11 protein-coding genes and 2 pseudogenes are annotated in these 19,014 nt (G+C 74.5%); 7 read left to right on the top strand and 6 right to left on the bottom strand.

Annotated elements, in window-relative coordinates; translation table 11 throughout:
- Nucleotides 1-155: 155 nt before the first annotated feature.
- Nucleotides 156-2,120, bottom strand: a complete 1,965-nt coding sequence (locus tag ACZ6RC_RS22420; RefSeq protein WP_469585990.1) for an NHL repeat-containing protein — start codon at nt 2,118-2,120, stop codon at nt 156-158.
- 325 nt (nt 2,121-2,445) lie between these two features.
- Here ACZ6RC_RS22420 and ACZ6RC_RS22415 point away from each other — a divergent pair, with 325 nt between their 5' ends.
- Nucleotides 2,446-5,583 carry an ABC transporter substrate-binding protein gene (locus tag ACZ6RC_RS22415; protein WP_469585987.1) on the top strand — a complete coding sequence of 1,046 codons (3,138 nt, stop codon included), beginning with the start codon at nt 2,446-2,448 and terminating at the stop codon, nt 5,581-5,583.
- Between the two features lie 364 nt (nt 5,584-5,947).
- On the opposite strand, the gene ACZ6RC_RS22410 is transcribed toward ACZ6RC_RS22415, so the two are convergent.
- On the bottom strand, nt 5,948-7,654 hold the full coding sequence (locus ACZ6RC_RS22410) for an RICIN domain-containing protein (RefSeq protein WP_453617737.1): 1,707 nt from the start codon (nt 7,652-7,654) through the stop codon (nt 5,948-5,950).
- Between the two features lie 184 nt (nt 7,655-7,838).
- Here ACZ6RC_RS22410 and tap point away from each other — a divergent pair, with 184 nt between their 5' ends.
- Both tap and tpg read left to right on the top strand, forming a co-directional pair.
- A complete protein-coding gene (tap, locus tag ACZ6RC_RS22405; protein WP_469585981.1) occupies nt 7,839-10,091 on the top strand; it encodes a telomere-associated protein Tap in 2,253 nt (750 codons plus the stop codon).
- Nucleotides 10,092-10,168: 77 nt separating this feature from the next.
- Nucleotides 10,169-10,726, top strand: coding sequence for a telomere-protecting terminal protein Tpg (gene tpg / locus ACZ6RC_RS22400; RefSeq protein ID WP_469585978.1), 558 nt, complete (start codon nt 10,169-10,171; stop codon nt 10,724-10,726).
- 6 nt (nt 10,727-10,732) lie between these two features.
- Here the strand turns inward: tpg and ACZ6RC_RS22395 are convergent.
- Nucleotides 10,733-11,659, bottom strand: a pseudogene (locus ACZ6RC_RS22395) (EamA family transporter).
- A gap of 79 nt (nt 11,660-11,738) precedes the next feature.
- Between ACZ6RC_RS22395 and ACZ6RC_RS22390 the strand changes: the two are divergent.
- Nucleotides 11,739-12,674, top strand: coding sequence for a LysR family transcriptional regulator (locus ACZ6RC_RS22390; RefSeq protein WP_469585976.1), 936 nt, complete (start codon nt 11,739-11,741; stop codon nt 12,672-12,674).
- 99 nt (nt 12,675-12,773) lie between these two features.
- On the opposite strand, the gene ACZ6RC_RS22385 is transcribed toward ACZ6RC_RS22390, so the two are convergent.
- From ACZ6RC_RS22385 to ACZ6RC_RS22375, 3 genes and pseudogenes are all read right to left on the bottom strand, one after another.
- The gene (locus ACZ6RC_RS22385) at nt 12,774-13,175 is read right to left on the bottom strand and encodes an ASCH domain-containing protein (protein ID WP_469585971.1); all 402 of its coding nucleotides are present in this window, start codon (nt 13,173-13,175) and stop codon (nt 12,774-12,776) included.
- A gap of 74 nt (nt 13,176-13,249) precedes the next feature.
- Nucleotides 13,250-13,821 (bottom strand): annotated as a pseudogene (locus ACZ6RC_RS22380) (GNAT family N-acetyltransferase).
- An 88-nt stretch (nt 13,822-13,909) separates the two neighbouring features.
- A complete protein-coding gene (locus tag ACZ6RC_RS22375) occupies nt 13,910-14,857 on the bottom strand; it encodes a poly-gamma-glutamate hydrolase family protein (protein ID WP_469585969.1) in 948 nt (315 codons plus the stop codon).
- A gap of 216 nt (nt 14,858-15,073) precedes the next feature.
- Here ACZ6RC_RS22375 and ACZ6RC_RS22370 point away from each other — a divergent pair, with 216 nt between their 5' ends.
- From ACZ6RC_RS22370 to ACZ6RC_RS22360, 3 genes are read left to right on the top strand one after another with little or no spacing between them, the layout of a single operon-like run.
- A complete protein-coding gene (locus tag ACZ6RC_RS22370) occupies nt 15,074-16,360 on the top strand; it encodes a polyprenyl synthetase family protein (protein ID WP_469585967.1) in 1,287 nt (428 codons plus the stop codon).
- Nucleotides 16,357-18,006, top strand: coding sequence for a phytoene desaturase family protein (crtI, locus tag ACZ6RC_RS22365; RefSeq protein WP_469585964.1), 1,650 nt, complete (start codon nt 16,357-16,359; stop codon nt 18,004-18,006). Before ACZ6RC_RS22370 ends, crtI begins: the two co-directional genes overlap by 4 nt.
- Nucleotides 18,003-19,013 (top strand): phytoene/squalene synthase family protein, encoded by a 1,011-nt coding sequence (locus ACZ6RC_RS22360; protein WP_469585960.1) that lies wholly within the window; start codon nt 18,003-18,005, stop codon nt 19,011-19,013. The genes crtI and ACZ6RC_RS22360 overlap by 4 nt, the downstream gene beginning before the upstream one ends.
- Nucleotide 19,014 lies beyond the last annotated feature (1 nt).

Raw genomic sequence — 19,014 nt, 5'->3', positions numbered from 1 at the left:
GCCGTGTGCGCCCGACCGGTACGGCAGCCGCGCCGACCCGCCCCGGAAACCGAACGGCGGGGGCCCGTGGTGCACGGGCCCCCGCCGGAGAGCGGACGGGGTGGTGGATCAGCCGTTCCGTGGGGCCGTCGGCCCGCGGTCGGAGGAGCGGGGGGTCAGGGGGTGACGGTCAGCGGCGCGCAGGCCGGGTCGAGCCGCAGCCGGGCCAGATCGCGGCCCGCGAGCGCCCACGCCTTCCAGCCGCTCGGCTCGAACGCGAGCTGCGGATTGGTGTACCAGTCGTCACCGAGACCGGTGGCGAGCAGCTTCGGGTCCGCCAGCCCCGGGCCGAGCAGATGGACGTTGCCGCCGCCGAAGTACGTCGAGGTGAACACCTTGTCCTGGTGCACCTCGATCTCGCCATAGCCGGACAAGGTGCCCTTGTCGAGGACCTTGCGGGTCGCCAGGTCGAGCGTGAACCAGCCCGCGTTGCGCTTGAGGACGCCGTACAGGATGCCGTCGTGCACCTTGATGTCCTGCAGCGTCTGGTTGTTCGCGACCGGCAGGACCTCCCACTTCACGGTCCGCGAGGCCAGGTCGAAGGCGGCCACGGCCGCGGTGGTACGCGTCGGAGGCGTGCCGCCGCCGCCCCGGACGTCACCGCCGAGGTACACCACACCGCCGGGACCGAGGCTGAGGGTCATCAGACTCTGGTCCTTGATCACGTCGGGGTACACCTCGATCTGCGCGGTGTCGGGGTCCACGACCGACAGGGCGCCCTTCAGGGAGGCGCCGAGCGGCGCGCTGGCCACCAGCAGCTTGTCGGTGGCGGGGTCGTACTCGAGGTCCCAGGGGCGCTGCTGGCCGTGACCGAGGTAGCCGAGACTGCGCATCGCGTCGGTCTGCGCGTCGATCTCGACGATCTGACCGCTCGGATAGATCGCCGCGTAGATCTTGTCGCCGCGGCGGGTCAGCGCCTTCGGCTCGCCCGGCACCCAGATACGGCGCTGGGTTCCCGTGGCGGGATGGTGGACCGTCACGGAGAAGTGCCCGCCGACCCAGACCGCACCGCGCTCCGCGTCCAGCAGCATCGACTGGGGACGCTCGGCGCCGCCGGTGAGACCCGCGGCCAGCAGATCGGTGTACGCCGACTGCCCCGTGGTCACGTCCATCGTCCAGACCCCGCCGCTGCCGGCCAAACCGGTGAGCGTGGTCCCGTCCAGGACCATGCCCCGGGTCTCCTCCTGGGAGCGGGGCGTACCGATCTCGACCAGCGGCTCGGCGGTGCGGTAGCGGTACACGGTGCCGTGCGGGCGGGTGGAGAGGTAGGCGGTGTAGTCCGGCGCCAGGCCGATCGAGTCGACCGAGTTCCCGCCCAGGTCGACCTTGCGCAGGTCGGTGCCGTCGGTGCGGACGTCGTACAGCGTGTCGCCGCTGGCGGCCCGCACCCGGGTGCGGCCGACGGAGACCGCGGCGAAGCCGGTGTCCCCCTGCGCCAGGAGGCGCGTCGCGCCGGTGGAGCGGTTGACGGAGACCAGCTTGCCGGTGTCGAGCAGACCGGCGTAGACATGGGTCGCGTCGACGTCGAGGGAGCGGACGTAGCGCTCACCGGCGGCCAGGACACCGAAGTTGCGGACGGCTCCGTTGGCGGGGTTGTACTCCCACACCTTGCCGTCCGGGTACGTCCCCGCGTAGATCTTGCCGTCCGGCGCGGCGGCCATGCTCCAGATGAAGCCGCCGTTGACCCCGAGGGAGGCGAGGCGCTCGACCTTGCCGGTGGCGGGGTCGAAACGGTAGAGGTCGGGCACGGGATAGGTGCCGAGATACACCTTGCCGCCCGACACGGCGGTGGCCCACGCGCCTTCGGGAGAACCCTCGGCGGGGCCGTCGGGTATCGGCGTCTGGCGTACGACCCGGCGCGTGGCGAGGTCGTACTCCGCGAGCACCGGGGGCTTCAGACCCCGGGTCACGACATATCCGCGCCCCTCGTGCACGGCGGCGCCGACGATGGCGCCGGTCACCGAGGCGGCACCGAAGCGCTCCACCCCCGCGCCCCCGCAGTCGGCGGGATCGACGGCGGCCGCGGGTGCGGCGGGCACGACGGGCGCCAGGACGGCGAGCAGTGCCCCGAAAAGGGGCAAGAGCCAGCGGCGTTTCAACAAGGCCTCCAGTAAGGGGAAAGAGTCATCCGTACGGACCCGGTGGGAGTCCGGAAATCGGCGCCGACGCGCGACCGGAACCGAGCGGTGGGCGGCGACCGCGTGCATATTACGGGCTTGATCCTCGAGGCCTTGGCGGCCGGCGCCCGGTGCGGTCGGCGGCCGGCGGGCCGTCGACCGGTCGTCCCGGTCCCGCCACGGCCCGCCCGACCGGCCCGGACGGGCCCGAACCCGCGCCGGACGGTCGTGATCTGGTGTGTCATCATCGCCTGACGAGCACGGGGCGGGCCATCGGCGGGGGGCGGCAGTGGAAGCGCTGGACGGGGCGGACCCGCGGCAGGTGGGCCGCTATCGGCTCCTCGCCCGCCTGGGGGCGGGCGGCATGGGCCGGGTCTATCTGGGCCGCTCGACCAGCGGCCGGATGGTCGCCGTCAAGGTGGTGCGCTCCGAACTGGCCGAGGACCCGGAGTTCCGGCGGCGCTTCGCCCGTGAGGTGGAGGCGGCCCGCAGGGTCACCGGTTTCTTCACCGCGGCCGTGGTGGACGCCGACCCGGAAGGGTCGCCCGCCTGGCTCGCCACCGCCTACGTCCCGGGCCTTCCGCTCGACGCGGCGGTACGCGCCCACGGCGCCTGGCCCCGGCACTCGCTGCTCCTCCTGAGCGCCGGCCTGGTCGAGGCGCTCGAGGCCATCCACGGCGCGGGGCTGATCCACCGCGACCTCAAGCCGTCGAACGTGCTGATCGCAGCGGACGGGCCGCGGGTCATCGACTTCGGCATCTCCGTGGCCACCGAGGCGACCGCGCTGACCCAGGCCGGGATGGTGATCGGCACCCCCGGCTTCATGTCGCCCGAGCAGGTCACGGGGCGAGCGGTCGGCCCGGCCAGCGACATGTTCTCCCTCGGTGCCGTCCTGGCCTTCGCGGCCACCGGAGCCGGGCCGTTCGGCATCGGTTCACCCCACTCGGTCAACTTCCGCGCCGTCTACGAAGAGCCGGACCTCCGCGGCCTGCCCGCCGACACGGAGTTCGTCGCCCGCTGCCTCGCCAAGGAGCCCGGCCGGCGTCCCACCGTGCCCGAACTCCTCGCGGAGCTGGGGCAGCTGCTCGGCGAGGCCGGCGGACAGACCTTCTCGGGGCACCTGCCGCAGGAGACCGACTGGCTGCCGGGGGCGGTGGCCCGGGCCCTCACCTCCCGCCCCTCGGAGCCCCTGGCCACACCCGCCACCCCGGCCACCCCCGCAACGCCCGCCACACCCGACCCGCGCCTCGCCCACCGGGCGGCTCCGGCCGGTGCGGAGGACGACGGCCACGGCTCCGGCGGCGAGGCCGACCGCGGCGGCGAGCCCACGCACGGCGCCGTGGCCGCCCCGGAGACCGTCCCGGTCGACGAGCCGCCGGTCCGCCTCGGCAAGTCACCCGCGCCGGCGCCCACCCCCGCACCGCCGCCCCGGCCCGCCTTCCCGCCCGCCCCGCAGCCGGCCGCCGGACCCCACGCCCCCGCCGCGGAGACCCCGCCGGGCGCCGCCGGCGCGCCGCCCCTCGCGGTCATCGGCCGTCCGGCCGCAACGCCGTTCCCGGACACCACGGGAGCCGGGCCGGCGTCGACCCGGCCCGGGCACCGGACGGGCGCCGGACGCACCCGCCCCCGCGGCCGGCTGGTGGCCATCGCCCTCGCCGTGACCCTCGCGCTCGGCGGCGGCACCGCCGCCGCCCTGTGGGCCGCCCAGAACAAGGACAAGACCGACACCTCGAACGACACCTCGACAGGCGGCGGTTCGGGCGGCTCCACCACCGCCGCGGGCTTCGACGCCGCGGTCGGCAAGGTGGTGAACGCCTCCACGAAGAAGGGCGGCACGCTCCGCCTGTCGACCAGCTACGACGCCGACTCGTGGGACCCCGCCCGCTCGTACTACGGGTGGGTCTGGAACATGCAGCGCCTCTACGCCCGCACCCTCTACACCTACGACGCCGCACCGGGCCGGAAAGGCCGGACCCTCGTCCCCGACCTCGCCGAGGCCGCCCCGGTCTCGACCGACGGAGGCAAGACCTACACCGTCAAGCTGAAGCGGGGCCTGACCTTCGAGGACGGCACGGCGATCACCGCCAAGGACGTCAAGTACGGCATCGAGCGCGTCTTCGCGCAGGACGTCCTCGCCGGCGGTCCGCTCTTCCTGGTCGAGGCCCTGGACCAGGGCCAGGACTATCTCGGCCCGTACCGGGACCCGTCCCCGGACAAGCTCGGGCTGCGCTCGGTGCGGACCGTCGACGACTCGACGCTCGTCTTCACCCTCGCCAAGCCCGACTCCGACTTCCCGCACCTCCTGGCCATGGGCGCCACCGCCCCCGTACCGCGCGAACGGGACACGGGCGCCCGCTACGGCGAGAAGCCGGTCTCCTCGGGGCCGTACCGCTTCGACGCGTACGTCCCGGGGAAGTCGCTCACCCTCGTCCGCAACGACCGCTGGGACCCGGCCACCGACCCGCTGCGCAAGGCCCTGCCGGACAAGGTGGAGCTGACCGTCGCCTCCAGCGGCGACGAGCTCGACGCGCGGCTGCTCGCCGGCAGCACCGACCTCAGTGTGAGCACGACCGGCCTCATGCCGGCGGCCCGGGCGAAGGTGCTGCAGGACCCGCAGCTGAAGAAGAACGCCGACAACCCGCACACCGGCTTCGTCCGCTATCTCGCCCTCGCTTCGAAGGTCCCGCCGCTCGACAACGCGCACTGCCGGAAGGCCGTGGTGTACGCGGCGGACACCGCCGCCCTCGCGACGGTGCGCGGGGGCCCGGTGGCCGGCTCGCGGCAGACCACCATGCTTCCGCCGACGATCGCCGACTCCGATACCTACGACCCCTTCGGACGGGTGAGCGGCAAGCCGCGGACCGACAAGGCGAAGGAGGAACTGCGGGCCTGCGGGAAGCCCGGCGGCTTCACCACGAAGCTCGCCGCCCGGGCAGACCGGCCGGAAGAGCGGCAGTCCGCTGACGCCCTGCGGAACGCGCTCAAGGCGGTCGGCATCTCCGTCACGATCGAGACCTACGACCCCGCCCAGCGCGCCGGGGTCATCGGCACGCCCAGCGTCGTCAAGTCCAAGGGCTACGGCCTGACCTTCCTCGGATGGGGCGCCGACTACCCCACCGGCTCCGGGTTCCTGGAGCCGCTGGTCGACGGCCGCCAGATCCTGCCCGGCGGCAACTTCAACTTCGCCGAGGTGAACGACCCCCGGATCAACACCCTGTTCGACCAGGCCGCTGCCGCCGACGACCCCGCCGAGGCCGCGGAGATCCACCGGCGCATCGACCACCAGGTCGTCGACGGCGCCTACTACCTGCCGATCGTCGCCGACAAGGCTCTCTTCTACCGCAACCCCCGGCTCACCAACGTCTACGTCCACGAGGTGTACGGCACGGTCGACGTCCAGGCCCTGGGCACCGCGGACGGCGACTGACGGGCCGGGCCGGCGCTGCGGAAGCCGCGACGGGAGCGGACGCGCGGCAGAGGAGGGGCCGGCCCGGTGACGGGCCGGCCCCTCCGCCGTGCGCGTCGCGTGCGGGGACGGGGGAGGGGGAGGGGCTAGGGCGTGTTTCGAAAGTCCCGTCTGGCCGGGAACGCCTGGCACGCACTCCCCCGTAGCCCTTCGGGCACGGGAGGTGCCCCCACGCTGCGTTGTCGGTCGTCGGCGCAGCCCGCTGCGCTCTCTCCCCCTGCGCCTGGCGGCGCGGGAGGTGCCCCCACCCTCCGCCTGCGATCGCACGCACCAGACGCCCCCGACCCCGCCCTGCGGGCGGACGACGCTACTTCCGAAACACGCCCTAGAAGCCCTTGATCACCCAGTCCTGGACGTCGGGCGTCGGGCTGCCGTGGGTCCACAGCGTCAGCCAGACGCCGTTGCCCAGGGAGTTGCCCTTCGGCGTGATGGCCTTGCCGTAGGCGTTGACGGCGCTGCCGTCGGCCGACGGAGAGAACCTCTGCACGTCGCTCGACGGGTTGCAGGTCCACAGGGTCAGCAGCGCGCCGTTGGTGTTGGCGCCGTTGGCCTCGGGGGTGATGCACTTCCCGCTCGGCTTGTGGACGATCAGACCGTTCTCGTACTTCCAGCGCTGGGTCTCCGAGCCGGTGCAGGCCCACACGGTGATCGGGGTGCCGTTGGCGGTGCCGTTGCCCTGGGGCGTGGCGCAGACGGAGCCCGCCTGGTGGAAGTTGGTGAGCCAGCTCCAGCCGTCGACGGGCTTGCCGGCGTCGGGCTCGACGTTGAACACCACGCGGCGCGGTCCGCTGGAGTCCACCAGGGCCTCGTTGGCGCCCCAGAGCCGCTTGGCACGGGGGTCCCAGGAGAGGCCCTGGGTCAGCTGCGGCGCCTGGGTGAGGACGTGCGGCGCCTCGCCGGGCTTGGCCACGTGGATGCAGGAGTAGAGCTCGGTGCCGCCCGGCCAGTACGTCGGGCAGGTCCCGCTCATGTAGTAGCTGGTGCCGTCCGTGGCCGTGCCCTGGATGCCCCACACGGGAGAGGTGTAGCCCGTGGTCTCCGAGGCCACCGTGGTCGGCGTGCCGGTACCGAGGGCCGACAGCGGCCAGCGGACGATGCGGGCGCCGGCGCCGCCGCGGTTCTCGACCGAGACGAGGGCCGGCGTGGCGCCGGACCGGTCGATGCTGAGGCTGCTCAGGCACAGCTCGCTGTTGACCGAAGGACCGCAGGCGCGCGGGTTGCCGTTGACGTACGCCGTGGAGACGTTGTCGACCGCGGCGGTGCTGATGGTGCTGTAGCGGGCGACGAGCGGCATGGCCCAGAGGTGGTAGCGGGCGGAGGTCTTGCCCGCGGCCAGCCGGGTGAGGGCGCTGGTGGTGTCGTTCATGCGCCACATCCGCGTCAGGTCGAAGACCTGCAGCTCGGCGCCGTTGGCGACGAACAGGCGGTTGCCGTACCAGGCGACGCCGTCCGAGTGCGAGGGGTACTCCAGCGGCTTGAAGTTGCCGTCGACCGGTTCCACGAGCGCGATGTGCCCGTACTTCACCTGGCCGCCGGCCGACTCCGCGATCGAGACCCTGGCGTAGTCCTCGACGGTCGGCGGCGTGCGGCCCTTGACGTACGTGCCGTGGTACCAGGAGGTGACCGTCAGGGAGCGGCCCGCGTACAGCCCGTCGTCGGTGGCGGCGTGCGATCCCGCGAAGCCCTGCGGCATCCAACCGCCGCCGCTCTCGGCGTAGTTGGACCTGTCGTCGTCATCGTCCCAGCAGAACCCGTCGGGTTTGAGGGCGCCGTTCAGTCCGGTGGCGTGACAGAGCCCCGGACGTCCCGTACGGGTGCCCAGGACGTCGGTCACCGACGCCTTGGCGACTCCGGCGGCCTCGGCGGAGGTGATGAGGTTCGTCTTGTCCCCGTCGACGCGCGTCAGCGAGAAGTTCGCGGCGAACGGGTCCAGGCCGGAGGCGGCCTGGGCTGGCTGGACGGGAAGCAGGACGGAGGCGGCTACGGCCGCCCCGAGAGAGAGCTGGGCGAGGCGGCTTCTTCGTCCGAACATGAATGTCATTCGGCCAGACTAAGCGTCGGGGGAGTAGTCATGATCATCTTTTTCACCGGTTCTTCACGCATGCCGTCCACGTCAGGGGTGCGTCCTCGGGAGCCGAAGCGGATCACCGGGCTGGGCTAAAGCCGAGGCTACAGAAGGGGTTAAATTACGTTAGGGTCCCACGGGGAGGTGGCCGATGCCGACCGAGGAAGAACTGTTCAGCGCGGTGGACGCGCTCCTGGCGGGTGAGCCGGAGATGCCGTCGCCCAAGGAGAGGGCGCGGCTGCGGGAGGCCGCCGGGGTCACGCAGGCGCGCCTCGCGCAGGCGCTGGAGACCAGTACTCAGACCGTGAAGAACTGGGAGAGCGGGCGGAGCGAGCCGCGGCAGCCGCGCCGGCAGGCGTACCGGCGGCTGTTGGAGGGATGGGCCGCCAAGTACCCCGCGCCCGAGCCCGAGGTCATGCGCGCGCCCCCGCCGGAGACCGCCCCCGTCCCCGCCCAGGCCCCGGATCCCGCCCCGGCCCAGGCACCGGACCGCGCCCCGGCCCAGGCGCCCGCCCCCGCTCAAGCACCGGCCCAGGCGCCCGCCCCCGCCTCCGTTTCCGCCCAGGCTCCGGCCTCCGCCCCCGCCCTCGCGTCGCGCGCCCCGCGTCCCGCCGGCCGGAAGGGGGGCGCCCGGCGCGCCCCGGGCAGCGTCGCAGCCCCGGCGGCCGACGAACCCCCCTTCGCCAACGGGCCGCTCGCCGTCGTCGACGCCGACCCCGACGGGCACGTTCTCGCGTACTGCGTCGGCGGTCTCGTCCTGGACGTGCCCGCCACCACCCTGCCCGCCCTGGTCGAATGGACCCTCGCGGATGCGCGCCTCGGCCAGGAGAGGCTGCACGGCGCGGGCAAGGACGCCGACCCGCTGCTCGTCCTGACCGAGACGGCGCTCCGGCGCTACGGCCTGCCGCCCCGCCTCACCCCAGAGGAGCGTCTGGCGGGACGCCTGCCCGACTCCCACGAGGCGGTGCGGCAGATCCTGCGCGCCGACTGGCGGCTGACGCGCCGCGGCCTCGGCCCCTGGGCCTGGATCTACCGCCCCGCCGAGGAGTCCAGGCGCTTCTCCGTCCAGCTGTGCGTCCCCGCCTGGGACGCGCTCGACCCCCGGCACTGGCACGGCGCCGCCCACCTGCCCCCGGCGGACCTCGCCCGCCTCCTCGGCACGTACGCGACCCGCGTGATGACACCGCGCGGCTCCACCGCCGTGACCGGCCTGGCGTTGATGACCGCCCTGCGCCCCCCCACCCGGGCGAGCAAGCCGGACCCCACCGGCAGGCGCCACAGCGAGTACAACCCCGGCTCCCTCGGCACGGACCCCGTCACGTGCGCGCCCTGCGAGGCGCCCGACGGCCACCCGCTCCTCGCCGCCCTGCCCCGCTTCCACCAACGCGGCCCCGACGAGATGCTGATGGAGGAGGCGTACGACTGGGCACGCCCGCTCACGGACGCCGAATGCCTGCGGGGCCACGTCGTCGGCATCGACGTCAACCTCGCCTTCGGCGCCGCCGCCAACGGCGCCCTCGTCGGCCTGACGGGAGACCCCGTCCGCGTGGACAGCCCCGCGTTCGACCCCAAGGTGCCCGGCTCCTGGCTGGTCGACCTCTCCCACGTCGACCCTTCCCGGGTCAGGGTCGGCAAGGAGTGGCGGACCCTCGAAGGCGACCTGCTGCCCAGCCCGTTCACCCCCACCGGGGAACGGCCGGCCGGCCCGGCCTGGTATACCACCCCGACCGTCGCGTACGCGGTCGAACTCGGCTACGACGTCGCACCCCTGGAAGGCCGGCTGCGCCCCACGAGCGGCCGCTACCTCGACGACTGGTACAAACGGCTGCGCCACGCCTACGTCACCACCATGGCCGATCTCGGCGTCACCGAGGACATGACACCGGCCGAACTCCTCACCGCCATGGACGGATACCGGCGGCGTGACCCTGAGGCGGCGGTCGTGCTGTCCGCGATCAAGGCCACCGTGAAAGGCGGACTCGGCAAGCTCCGCGAACGGCCGCACGGCGGCGGCTGGCGCCCCGGCGAACCCTGGCCCGCTCTCGCCCGCCCCAGCTGGCGGCCCGACATCCGTGCCGCCGTCATCTCCCGCGCCCGCGTCGGCATGCACCGCAAGATGCTCGCCCTCGCCGCCGCCACGGGACGCTACCCCGTCTCGGTCCTCTCCGACTGCGCCGTCTACGCCGCCGAGGGCCAGAGCCCGCTCGACGTCCTGCCCTACGCCGCCGACGGCACGACCGTGCCCGGCTCCTTCCGGATCGGGGTCTCCCCGGGCATGGTCAAGCACGAGGGCACGCAGACCACCCTGTGGGCGGAGCACGTCCGCGAGACGTACGGACAGGAACTGAACCTGGCCCGCTACATCAAGACCGGCGAGGTCACCGCCCAGGACGACGGACGGTAGAGCCCACGGACAGCAGACCACAGCCGGCGGTCGAGAGCCGGCGGACGGCGAACGAAGGACAGGAGGAGGCGAGGGCGATGGCATCGGTCGGAGAGGGGCTCGACAGGGCCCTGGAGCGGGTGTTCACCCGCCCCGTTCCCAAGAGCGCGGGCGCGCGCATGCGTTACCTCGTCAAGCAGAGCAAAGGCAGCACCAAGACCGTCGCACAGCTGCTGCGGGTGTCCCAGCGCACCGTCGAGCGGTACGTGAAGGGGCAGCTCAGGACGCCGCGTCCCGATCTCGCCGACCGCCTGGAGCGCGAGGTGCGGAAGCGCTGGCAGCCCCAGGTCCGGGCGAAGGCGAAGAGGACGGCCGCCACCTCCGCCGGTCTCGTCATCGACACCCGCGCCCGCTTCGGCTACACCGCCGCGCCCGGCACCACCGACGACGCCCGCGTCCGCCACCTCACCGTCGCCCTGCCGCCCCGCCACGCCGCGCGCCTCTTCGACGCCCACGACCATGGAGCCGGCGAAGGACGGCTCCAGCAGCTCGCCGCCGAGGCGCTCGGAGAGGTGTACTTCCGCGACAACGGCCGCCGCGCGCACGGCCTTCTGGTGGAGTACACCGACCCCGAGCACATCGAGTTCGACCTCTAGACGAACTCAGGCTGGTGGGCGGGCGGGCGCCGAGGTGGAGGCGGGAAGGTGCGTCGCGGTGATCGCGGTAAGGGCCAGGGCGAACCCGAGGAGTTGGACCGGGCCGAGCGTCTGGCCGAGCAGCACGGCTCCGAGGGCGGCGGCGACCAGCGGGGAGAGCAGGACGAGGAACGCGACAGAGGTGACCGGCAAGGCCGTGATGCCGCGGAACCACAGCACGAAGGCGACCAGACCGCCGACCAGCCCGAGCCACCCGTAGCCCAGGGCCGCCGGCGCGTCGATCGCTGGAGGCGCCCCCTCGGCCAGGAAGGTGAGCGGCAGCAGGAACAGGCCGCCCGCCGTGAGCTGCCACCCCGCGAACGCCGCGGGCCCGGCCCCCGGGGGGCGCCCCCATCGCTTGGTGAGCGTCACCCCCAGCGCCATGGACCCCGCGCCGGCGAGGCCCGCCGCGACCCCCACGACGTCGAGGGCGGCGCTCGGGGATCACCACCAGGCCGACGCCGGCCATGCCGGTGACGCCCCAGCCGAGGCGGCGGACGGACAGCCGCTCGCGCAGGACCGCCACCGCCAGCAGGGCGACGACGAGCGGCTGGGCCGCCGCCAGGGTGGCGGCGACACCGCCCGGCAGCCGCTCCGCCGCGACGACGAGCAGCGGGAAGAGCAGCCCGATGTTCAGCACCCCGAGGACCGCGGCCTTCCACCACCAGGCCCCGCGCGGCAACGTCCGGCCGAGCGCCAGCGCGATCAGCCCGGCGGGCAGGGCCCGCAGCAGCCGGCGAAGAACGGGTGCCCCGCGGGCAGGAGTTCGGTGGTGACGACGTAGAACGTGCCCCAGGAGACGGGAGCGACCGCGGTCAGCAGGAGAAGGGGCGTCGAGCCCCCGGCGCTCCCGCTTCCGGCCGAAGGGAGGCGTACGGGTGGGGGAGAGGTCATGCCCACAGTCTCGATTCGGGGCGATCGATGAGTCCAACACATGCTTGTCATCCCATCGATCGCGAACGACGATGGATCGATGGAACTCCAGCAGATGCGGTACGTCATCGCCGTCGCCGAGACCCGCAGCTTCACGCGGGCCGCCGAGCGCTGCCTGGTCGTCCAGTCCGCCCTCAGCCACCAAGTCGCCCGCCTGGAGAAGGAACTGGGCGCCAGGCTCTTCGAGCGCACCAGCCGCCGGGTGCGCCTCACCCCGGCCGGTGCGGCCTTCCTGCCCGCCGCGCGCCAATGCCTGGAGGCGGCCGGACGGGCTGCCGCCGAGGTCGCCGCCGCGGTCGGTGAGGTACGCGGACGGCTCACTGTGGGCCTGATCCCCACCGTCGCCGCCGTCGACATCCCCGGCGCTCTGCGCGACTTCCGCCGACGCCATCCGGCCGTCCGCGTCGGCCTGCGCGTCGGCGCGAGCGAGGAACTCGTCGAACAGGTCGCGGAGGGCACCCTCGACCTGGCCTTCCTCGGACTGCCGACCACCGCGCGCCCTCACGGCGTGCACGGGCGGGAACTCGCGCGGGACCGGCTCGTCGCCGTGGTGGCCCCGGACCACCCCCTCGCCGGGGAGCGGTCGGTCGGCCTTCGCCGGCTCGCCGCCGAGGTGTTCGTGGACCTGCCGCCGGGCACGGCCGGGCGGACGCAGTCCGATCAGGCCTTCGCGGCCGCCGGCCTTGCCCGGGAGGTCGCCTTCGAGGTGACCACCGCCGACTCCCTGATGGCCCGGCTCGTCGGCGAGGGGCTCGGCATCGCCCTGCTCCCCTCCGCGTACGCACCCCGGCTCACCGGCGTCGTCACCGTCGAGGTCACCGACGCGCCGACCCGCGTCGAGTACGTGGTGTGGAGCCGCGCCGGCCGCACTCCCGCCGCGACCGCGTTCCTCACCTCGCTCGGGATCCCGGACGCGCCGGCCGACGACACCGGTCGCGAGGTCGGCGCTGAGGCGGACGACTCCGTCGGCGAGTGAGGCGGGCGCGAGACGTCGGCCTCGCGGCGGTGGCGGTCGACTCCGGCTCGAACTCGGTGGCGAACAGGTCGCCGCCCGGCGCGGCGGCGTTCGGAGGGATCAACCCGCGCCGACGCGCACGAAGCGCACGCACACGACCGGGGTGGTCGCGTCGACATGGCGGCCCTCGGTGTCCGTCCAGAAGCGGAGGTGGGCCCTTCGCCAGTGCTCCAGGTCGGTGTAGCCCTCGCCTTCCGCCCGGGCGAAGGACCAGGGCACCTCGAGGAAGGGGTGCGTCCGCACGTCCGTGACCTCGAGGACGGCGAGGGCGGCGCCGCCGTTGTCGAGGAGGGCGAGGCGTTCCCCCGGGGCCTCGAGCCCCTCGCCCTCCTCGGTGTACTCGGCCCGCAGGGTGGCGGTCGCCGTCTTCGCGCCGCCCAGGACGAGGGCGTTGAGTTCGTCGCGCAGGGCGCTGGGGCTCCCGAGCTCCAGCGTCCGCATACCGTTGATCCGAGGCCACATGCGGGCGAGCGTACCCGGGGCCCTCACCGCGACCTCCCCCTGTCCGCCGCGCTCACCGCCGCAGGACTCGCGGGTCAGCGCAGGTCGCGGCGCATCAGGATCCGGGGGTGGCCCGCCAGCACCGACGTCGTGTCGGCGGTGTGGACGAAGCCGGCCCGTTCGAAGTTCTTCCGCAGACCGGCGTACGCCATCGTGAGGTCGACCTTCGCGTCGCCGTTGTCCAGGGGGTACGCCTCGACGACCGGCGCGCCCTGGGCGCGGGCGAACGCGACCGCGCCGTCGATGAGGGCGTGCGAGATGCCCTGCTTGCGGTGCCGGGGCGGACGCGGACGCACCACAGGGACCACACCGGCAGGTCGTCGACGTGCGGGATCTTGCGGTTGCGGGCGAACGAGGTGTCCGCGCGCGGTGCGACGGCGGCCCAGCCGACCGGCTCGTCGCCGTCGTAGGCGAGCACCCCGGGAGGCGGCCCCTTCCGGCACAGCTCGGCGACGTACTCACCGCGCGCGGGCCCGCGCAGCTCGTTGTTGAGCTTGGACGGGATCCGGTAGCTCAGGCACCAGCAGACGTTGGCGCCGGGCGACTTCGGTCCGAGCACCGCCCGCAGGTCCGCGAAGTCCGAAGCCGGGCGCACATCGATGGCCATGTCCCCACGATGCCACGAGAAGCGGGGGAGGCGCCGGGACGCCCGACCGGGACGCCCGACCGCAGGCCCCAGCCGGGCGCGGTGTCGCTCACCGTACGGAGTCGCGGCCCTGCTCGTGCCGCTCGATCGCCTCGCGTACGGCGCCGACGAAGCCGTTCCAGAAGTGGGCCTGGTGACCGGTGCCCACGCCGGCGGTCCGCCGCCGGTTGGCGGCGCCGTCGAACTCCCCGAACATGGCCCGGCGCAGCTCGGTGGAGATCTCCAGCTGGGCGCCGGAACCCGTCCGCGTCCGGTTGACGATGTTCGTCGGGTCGTCGCCGTTCAGCGGGCTGTCGACGCCCGCGACGACCACCTTCACCACCAGGTCGGCGTCGCCGTTCTCCGGGGTGAAGCCGTGTGCGGCGAACGCCGCCGCCAGGTTCCGCATCAGCCGCTGGTCCCGGCCGCCGATGAGGATCTGCTTGGCCGGACCCGTCTCCGGACGGAATCCGTGCAGAGAGACCGCGTACAGGTTGTCGCCGCAGACGGCCAGCGCGGCCGGGTCGTCGCAGTGGGTCGAGGTCACGTGGAGGTCGTCATGGGAGACCAGCGCCTCGAACATCCAGTAGTCCCGCTGCGGCACACCCGCTTTCGGCGCGGGGAGAGTGGCCCCGGCGCCGGCGAGTTCGTAACCGGCGATGGCGAGGCACAGCTCGCTGGTGCCGGCCTCGATGCCGCCGCCGTGCGGGGCGATGACCGCCGTGCTGCGGACGGCCTCGCTCGTCCCGCTCGCGTTGTCGAGGAGACCGGGGCGGGCGCCGCTGCGGAAGCGGCGCGTCCAGTCGACGCCCTCCTGGAAGGCGCCGCTGCTGTACAGCGCGGTGTTGGAGGCGAACCGCTCCGCCGCGGCCGTCGTCCCGGACAGCGGCGCGGCGGCGGGCGCGGCGGCGGGCGTGGCGGCGGCGGCGACGCCACCCCCGGTGACGTCGCTCAGCAGCGGCAGGCCCGCGACGGCGGCGACGGAGGTCAGGACGGTACGGCGACTGGTCGGCTTCATCGGGTGATCATCTCCGATGGCCGGTCCGTACCGGAAGCCCCTCCCGGACCCGACCTCGATTCCCCGGTCCCGCCGTCCCGCCGCGGCCGGTGTTCCGCCGGGCGGGTGACTCGCCTTCCGGTGGGGTGGCACAACGGGCAGGCATGAGCGCATCCGGGTGCGAGCCGACAGCCGAAGTAGTGCGCGTGCGCGGAAACGGAACCTGAGGGGAGTGCCATGCTCCGTACGAGTGCGACGGCGGCGGGGAGGACGGCGGCCGCCGCTCCCGCGAACGGCGCCGCCCTCGCCGGCGCGACCGCCGGCGGGACGCGGACCTGCGGTCCACGCACCGCCGGGGAAGCGATCGCGGCCGTCGAGGTCGCCCTCGCGGACCATCTCGACCACCGGGTCCGGGAGGCCCGGGCGATCGACGACGTGTTCGCGGGGGAGGTCGCGCAGCGGGTGGCCGGGTTCGTTCGCGGCGGCGGGAGACGGCTGCGGACGGCCTTCGTGTGGTGCGGCTGGCAGGCCGCGGGCGCGGGCGGCGACCCCGACGGCCCGGTCCGGATCGGCGCGGCCATCGAACTGCTGCAGGCCTGCGCGCTGATACACGACGACCTCATGGACGGCTCGCCCGTGCGCCGCGGCGCACCGGCCGTGCACCGGCAGTTCGCCGAGCTGCACCGGACGGGCCGCATGAACGGTTCAGCGGACGCCTACGCCGCCACCGCGGCCGTGCTGGCCGGCGATCTGGCGCTGGCGTGGGCCGACGACCTGCTCACCGACACGGCCCTCGCGCTGCCCCCGCGCGCCGGACGGCAGGTCCACGGCGAATGGCGGGCGATGCGCGGGGAGATGGTCGCCGGGCAGTACCGCGACGTGCGCGCCCAGGCCACCGGCTCGTCCGCCCTCGACGAGGCCATCGGCATCGCGACACTGAAGAGCGCGCTGTACACCGTCGTACGGCCACTGGCCCTCGGCGCGCGCATGGCCGGCGCCGAGACCGACGACCGGGCCCTGGACGCGCTGCGGGCCGCGGGCCGGTGCGCGGGCCTCGCGTTCCAGCTCCGCGACGACCTGCTCGGTGTCTACGGAGACCCGGCCGAGACCGGCAAGCCCGCCGACGACGACCTGCGCGCGCGGAAGCTGACCTACCTCCTCGCGGTGGCCCTCAAGCGAGCGACGGAGGCGCGGGACGCGGACGCCGTCGACGCCCTCGCACCCGGCCGCGCGCCCCGCTCCGAACCGGACATCGCCCGCATGCGAGCCGCCCTGGAGCGGACGGGGGCCCGCGCGGTGGTGGAGGACGAGATCGCCGACCTGTGCGCCCGCAGCGGGCGCCACTTCGCGTCCACCGGAGCGGGCCCCCGCGTGCAGGCCGAGTTCGCCGCCCTGGTGGCCACGGCCGCGGGCCTGCGCCAGGCGCCGGAGAGGGAGACCAGGGCCGAGCTTCTGCGCCCGGCGGCGGACACGGAGAGCACGGCCGAGCTTCCGCGCCCGCCGGCGGAGAGGGAGACCCCGTGAAGACCGTGTCCGGACCCACGGACCACGTGGTGGTGGTCGGCGCCGGGCTCTCCGGGCTCGCCGCCGCCCTCCACCTCCTCGGCGCGGGCCGCCGGGTGACCGTCGTCGAACGGGACGCGGGGCCCGGCGGCCGGGCCGGCCGGCTCGACGCCGGCGGCTACCGCATCGACACCGGCCCCACCGTCCTGACCATGCCGCACCTCGCCGACGAGGCGTTCGCCGCCGTCGGCGACAGCCTGTACCGCCGTGTGGAACTGATCCCCCTGCACCCCGCCTACCGCGCGCGGTTCGCCGACGGCACCGGCCTGGACGTCCACACCGAAGGCGACGCCATGGAGGCCGAGGTCAGGCGTTTCGCCGGCCCCGCGGAGGCCGAGGGCTACCGCCGCCTGCGCACCTGGCTCGGCCGGCTGTACCGGGCGCAGATGCGCCGCTTCATCGACACCAACTTCGACTCGCCCTTCCAGCTCCTCCACCCGGACCTGGCCCGGCTGGCCGCCCTGGGCGGCTTCGGACGCCTGGACGCGCGGATCGGCGCCTTCCTCTCCGACGAGCGGCTGCGCAGGGTCTTCTCCTTCCAGGCGCTGTACGCGGGAGTGGCACCGGCCCGCGCCCTCGCCGCCTACGCCGTCATCGCGTACATGGACACCGTCGCCGGCGTCTGGTTCCCGAAGGGCGGCATGCACGCCCTCCCCCGGGCGATGGCGGACGCCGCGGCCGACGCGGGCGGGGCCTTCCGCTGGTCGGCCGAGGTGAACGCGCTGGAGACCTCGGCGGGACGGGTGCGGGCCGTGCGCCTGGCCTCCGGTGAGCGGATCGCCTGCGACGCGGTCGTCCTCACCCCCGATCTGCCCGTCGTCCACCGCCTCCTGGGGCGTGCCCCGAGACGCCCGGTGCCGCTGCGCCACGCACCGTCCGCCGTGGTCCTCCACGCCGGCACCGACCGCACCTGGCCGGAGCTCGCCCACCACACGCTCTCCTTCGGCGCCGCGTGGGAGGGGACCTTCGAGGAACTGACGCGTACGGGACGGCTGATGAGCGACCCCTCGCTGCTGATCACCCGGCCGACCACGCACGACCCGGGCCTCGCGCCGCCCGGGAAGCACCTGCACTACGTCCTCGCCCCGTGCCCCAACACCGCGACGGGCCCGTCGGCCGCCGACTGGCGGGACCTCGGGCCCCGGTACCGCGACAGCGTCGTCGCCGAGCTGGAACGGCGGGGGCTGGAGGGCTTCGGGGCCTCCCTCGACCAGGAGGTCCTGGTCACCCCGGCGGACTGGACGGCCCAGGGCCACGGGGCGGGCAGCCCGTTCTCGGTCGCGCACACGTTCGCCCAGACCGGCCCCTTCCGGCCCCGCAACCTCGTACGCGGCTACGACAACGTCGTCCTGGCGGGCTGCGGGACGACCCCCGGGGTCGGCGTCCCCACGGTCCTCATCAGCGGCCGGCTCGCCGCCGCCCGCATCACGGGCACCCCCCGCCCGACCGGCGCGGGCCGCCCCGCCCGGCCGCCGCGCGGCGCGGACCGGGCCGCCACCCCCACGCCAGGGCCGTCGAGCGGCCCTCCCGTGACCGCCCCCGGCACGCCGGGCGGCCCCGTCCCTCCCGTGCGCACCCCCGTCCCGGACCCGAAAGGCATCACATGACCCGTCGTGAACTCGACGCGGCCGGGGTCACGGACCCCGGCCTCCGCGCCGCCTACACCCGGTGCCGGCAGCTCAACGCCCGCCACGGCCGCACGTACTTCCTCGCCACCCGCCTCCTGCCGCTCGAACGTCGGTGCGCCGTCCACGCGTTGTACGGCTTCGCCCGCTGGGCGGACGACATCGTCGACGACCTCGACCGGGCGCAGCCCCCGGCGGAGCGCGACCGGCTGCTCCGCCTGCTGGAGAGCGACCTGGCGCGCGGCCTCCGGACCGGCCACGGCGACGAACCGGTCGTACGGGCGGTCGCGGACACCGCCGAGCGGTACGCCATCGACCCCGGCCTCTTCGCCGACTTCCTGGCCTCCATGCGCAGCGATTTGAGCGTCACCGACTATCCGACCTACGCGGACCTGCACGCCTACATGCACGGTTCGGCCGCGGTGATCGGTCTGCAGATGCTGCCGGTCCTCGGGACGGTCGTCGACCGGGAGACGGCGGCGCCCCACGCCGCGGCGCTCGGGCGGGCGTTCCAGCTCACCAACTTCCTCCGCGACGTGGGGGAGGACCTGGAGCGCGGCCGGGTCTACCTCCCGGCCGATCTGCTCGCCGCCCACGGCGTCCACCGGCCCCTGCTCGAGTGGAGCCGCCGCACCGGCGGGCGGGACGCGCGCATCCGCTCCGCGTTCGTCGAGTTCGAGGCCATGACCCGGGACGTCTACCGGGAGGCGGCGCCCGGGATCGCCATGCTCGAACCCCGGGTGCGGCCGTGCATCCGTACCGCGTACACCCTCTACGGAGGCATCCTGGACGCGATCGCCGCCGACGACTACGCCGTTCTGCACCGCCGGTCCGCCGTCCCGCGCCGGCGCCGGACGGCGACGGCCGCGGCCGGTCTCGTACGGATCCTGGCCGCGCGGCTCCGCCCCCGGGCCGGGAGCGCGCCGACGCGGTCCCCGCGGACGCCGTCCTCGCCCACCCCGGCGCCGCGCGAGGGGGTGCGCCCGTGAA

The sequence above is a fragment of the Streptomyces sp. NPDC048353 genome (assembly GCF_055587165.1).
The sequence above is the reverse complement of the archived record's forward strand: the minus strand, read 5'-3'. Positions and strand labels throughout refer to the sequence as shown.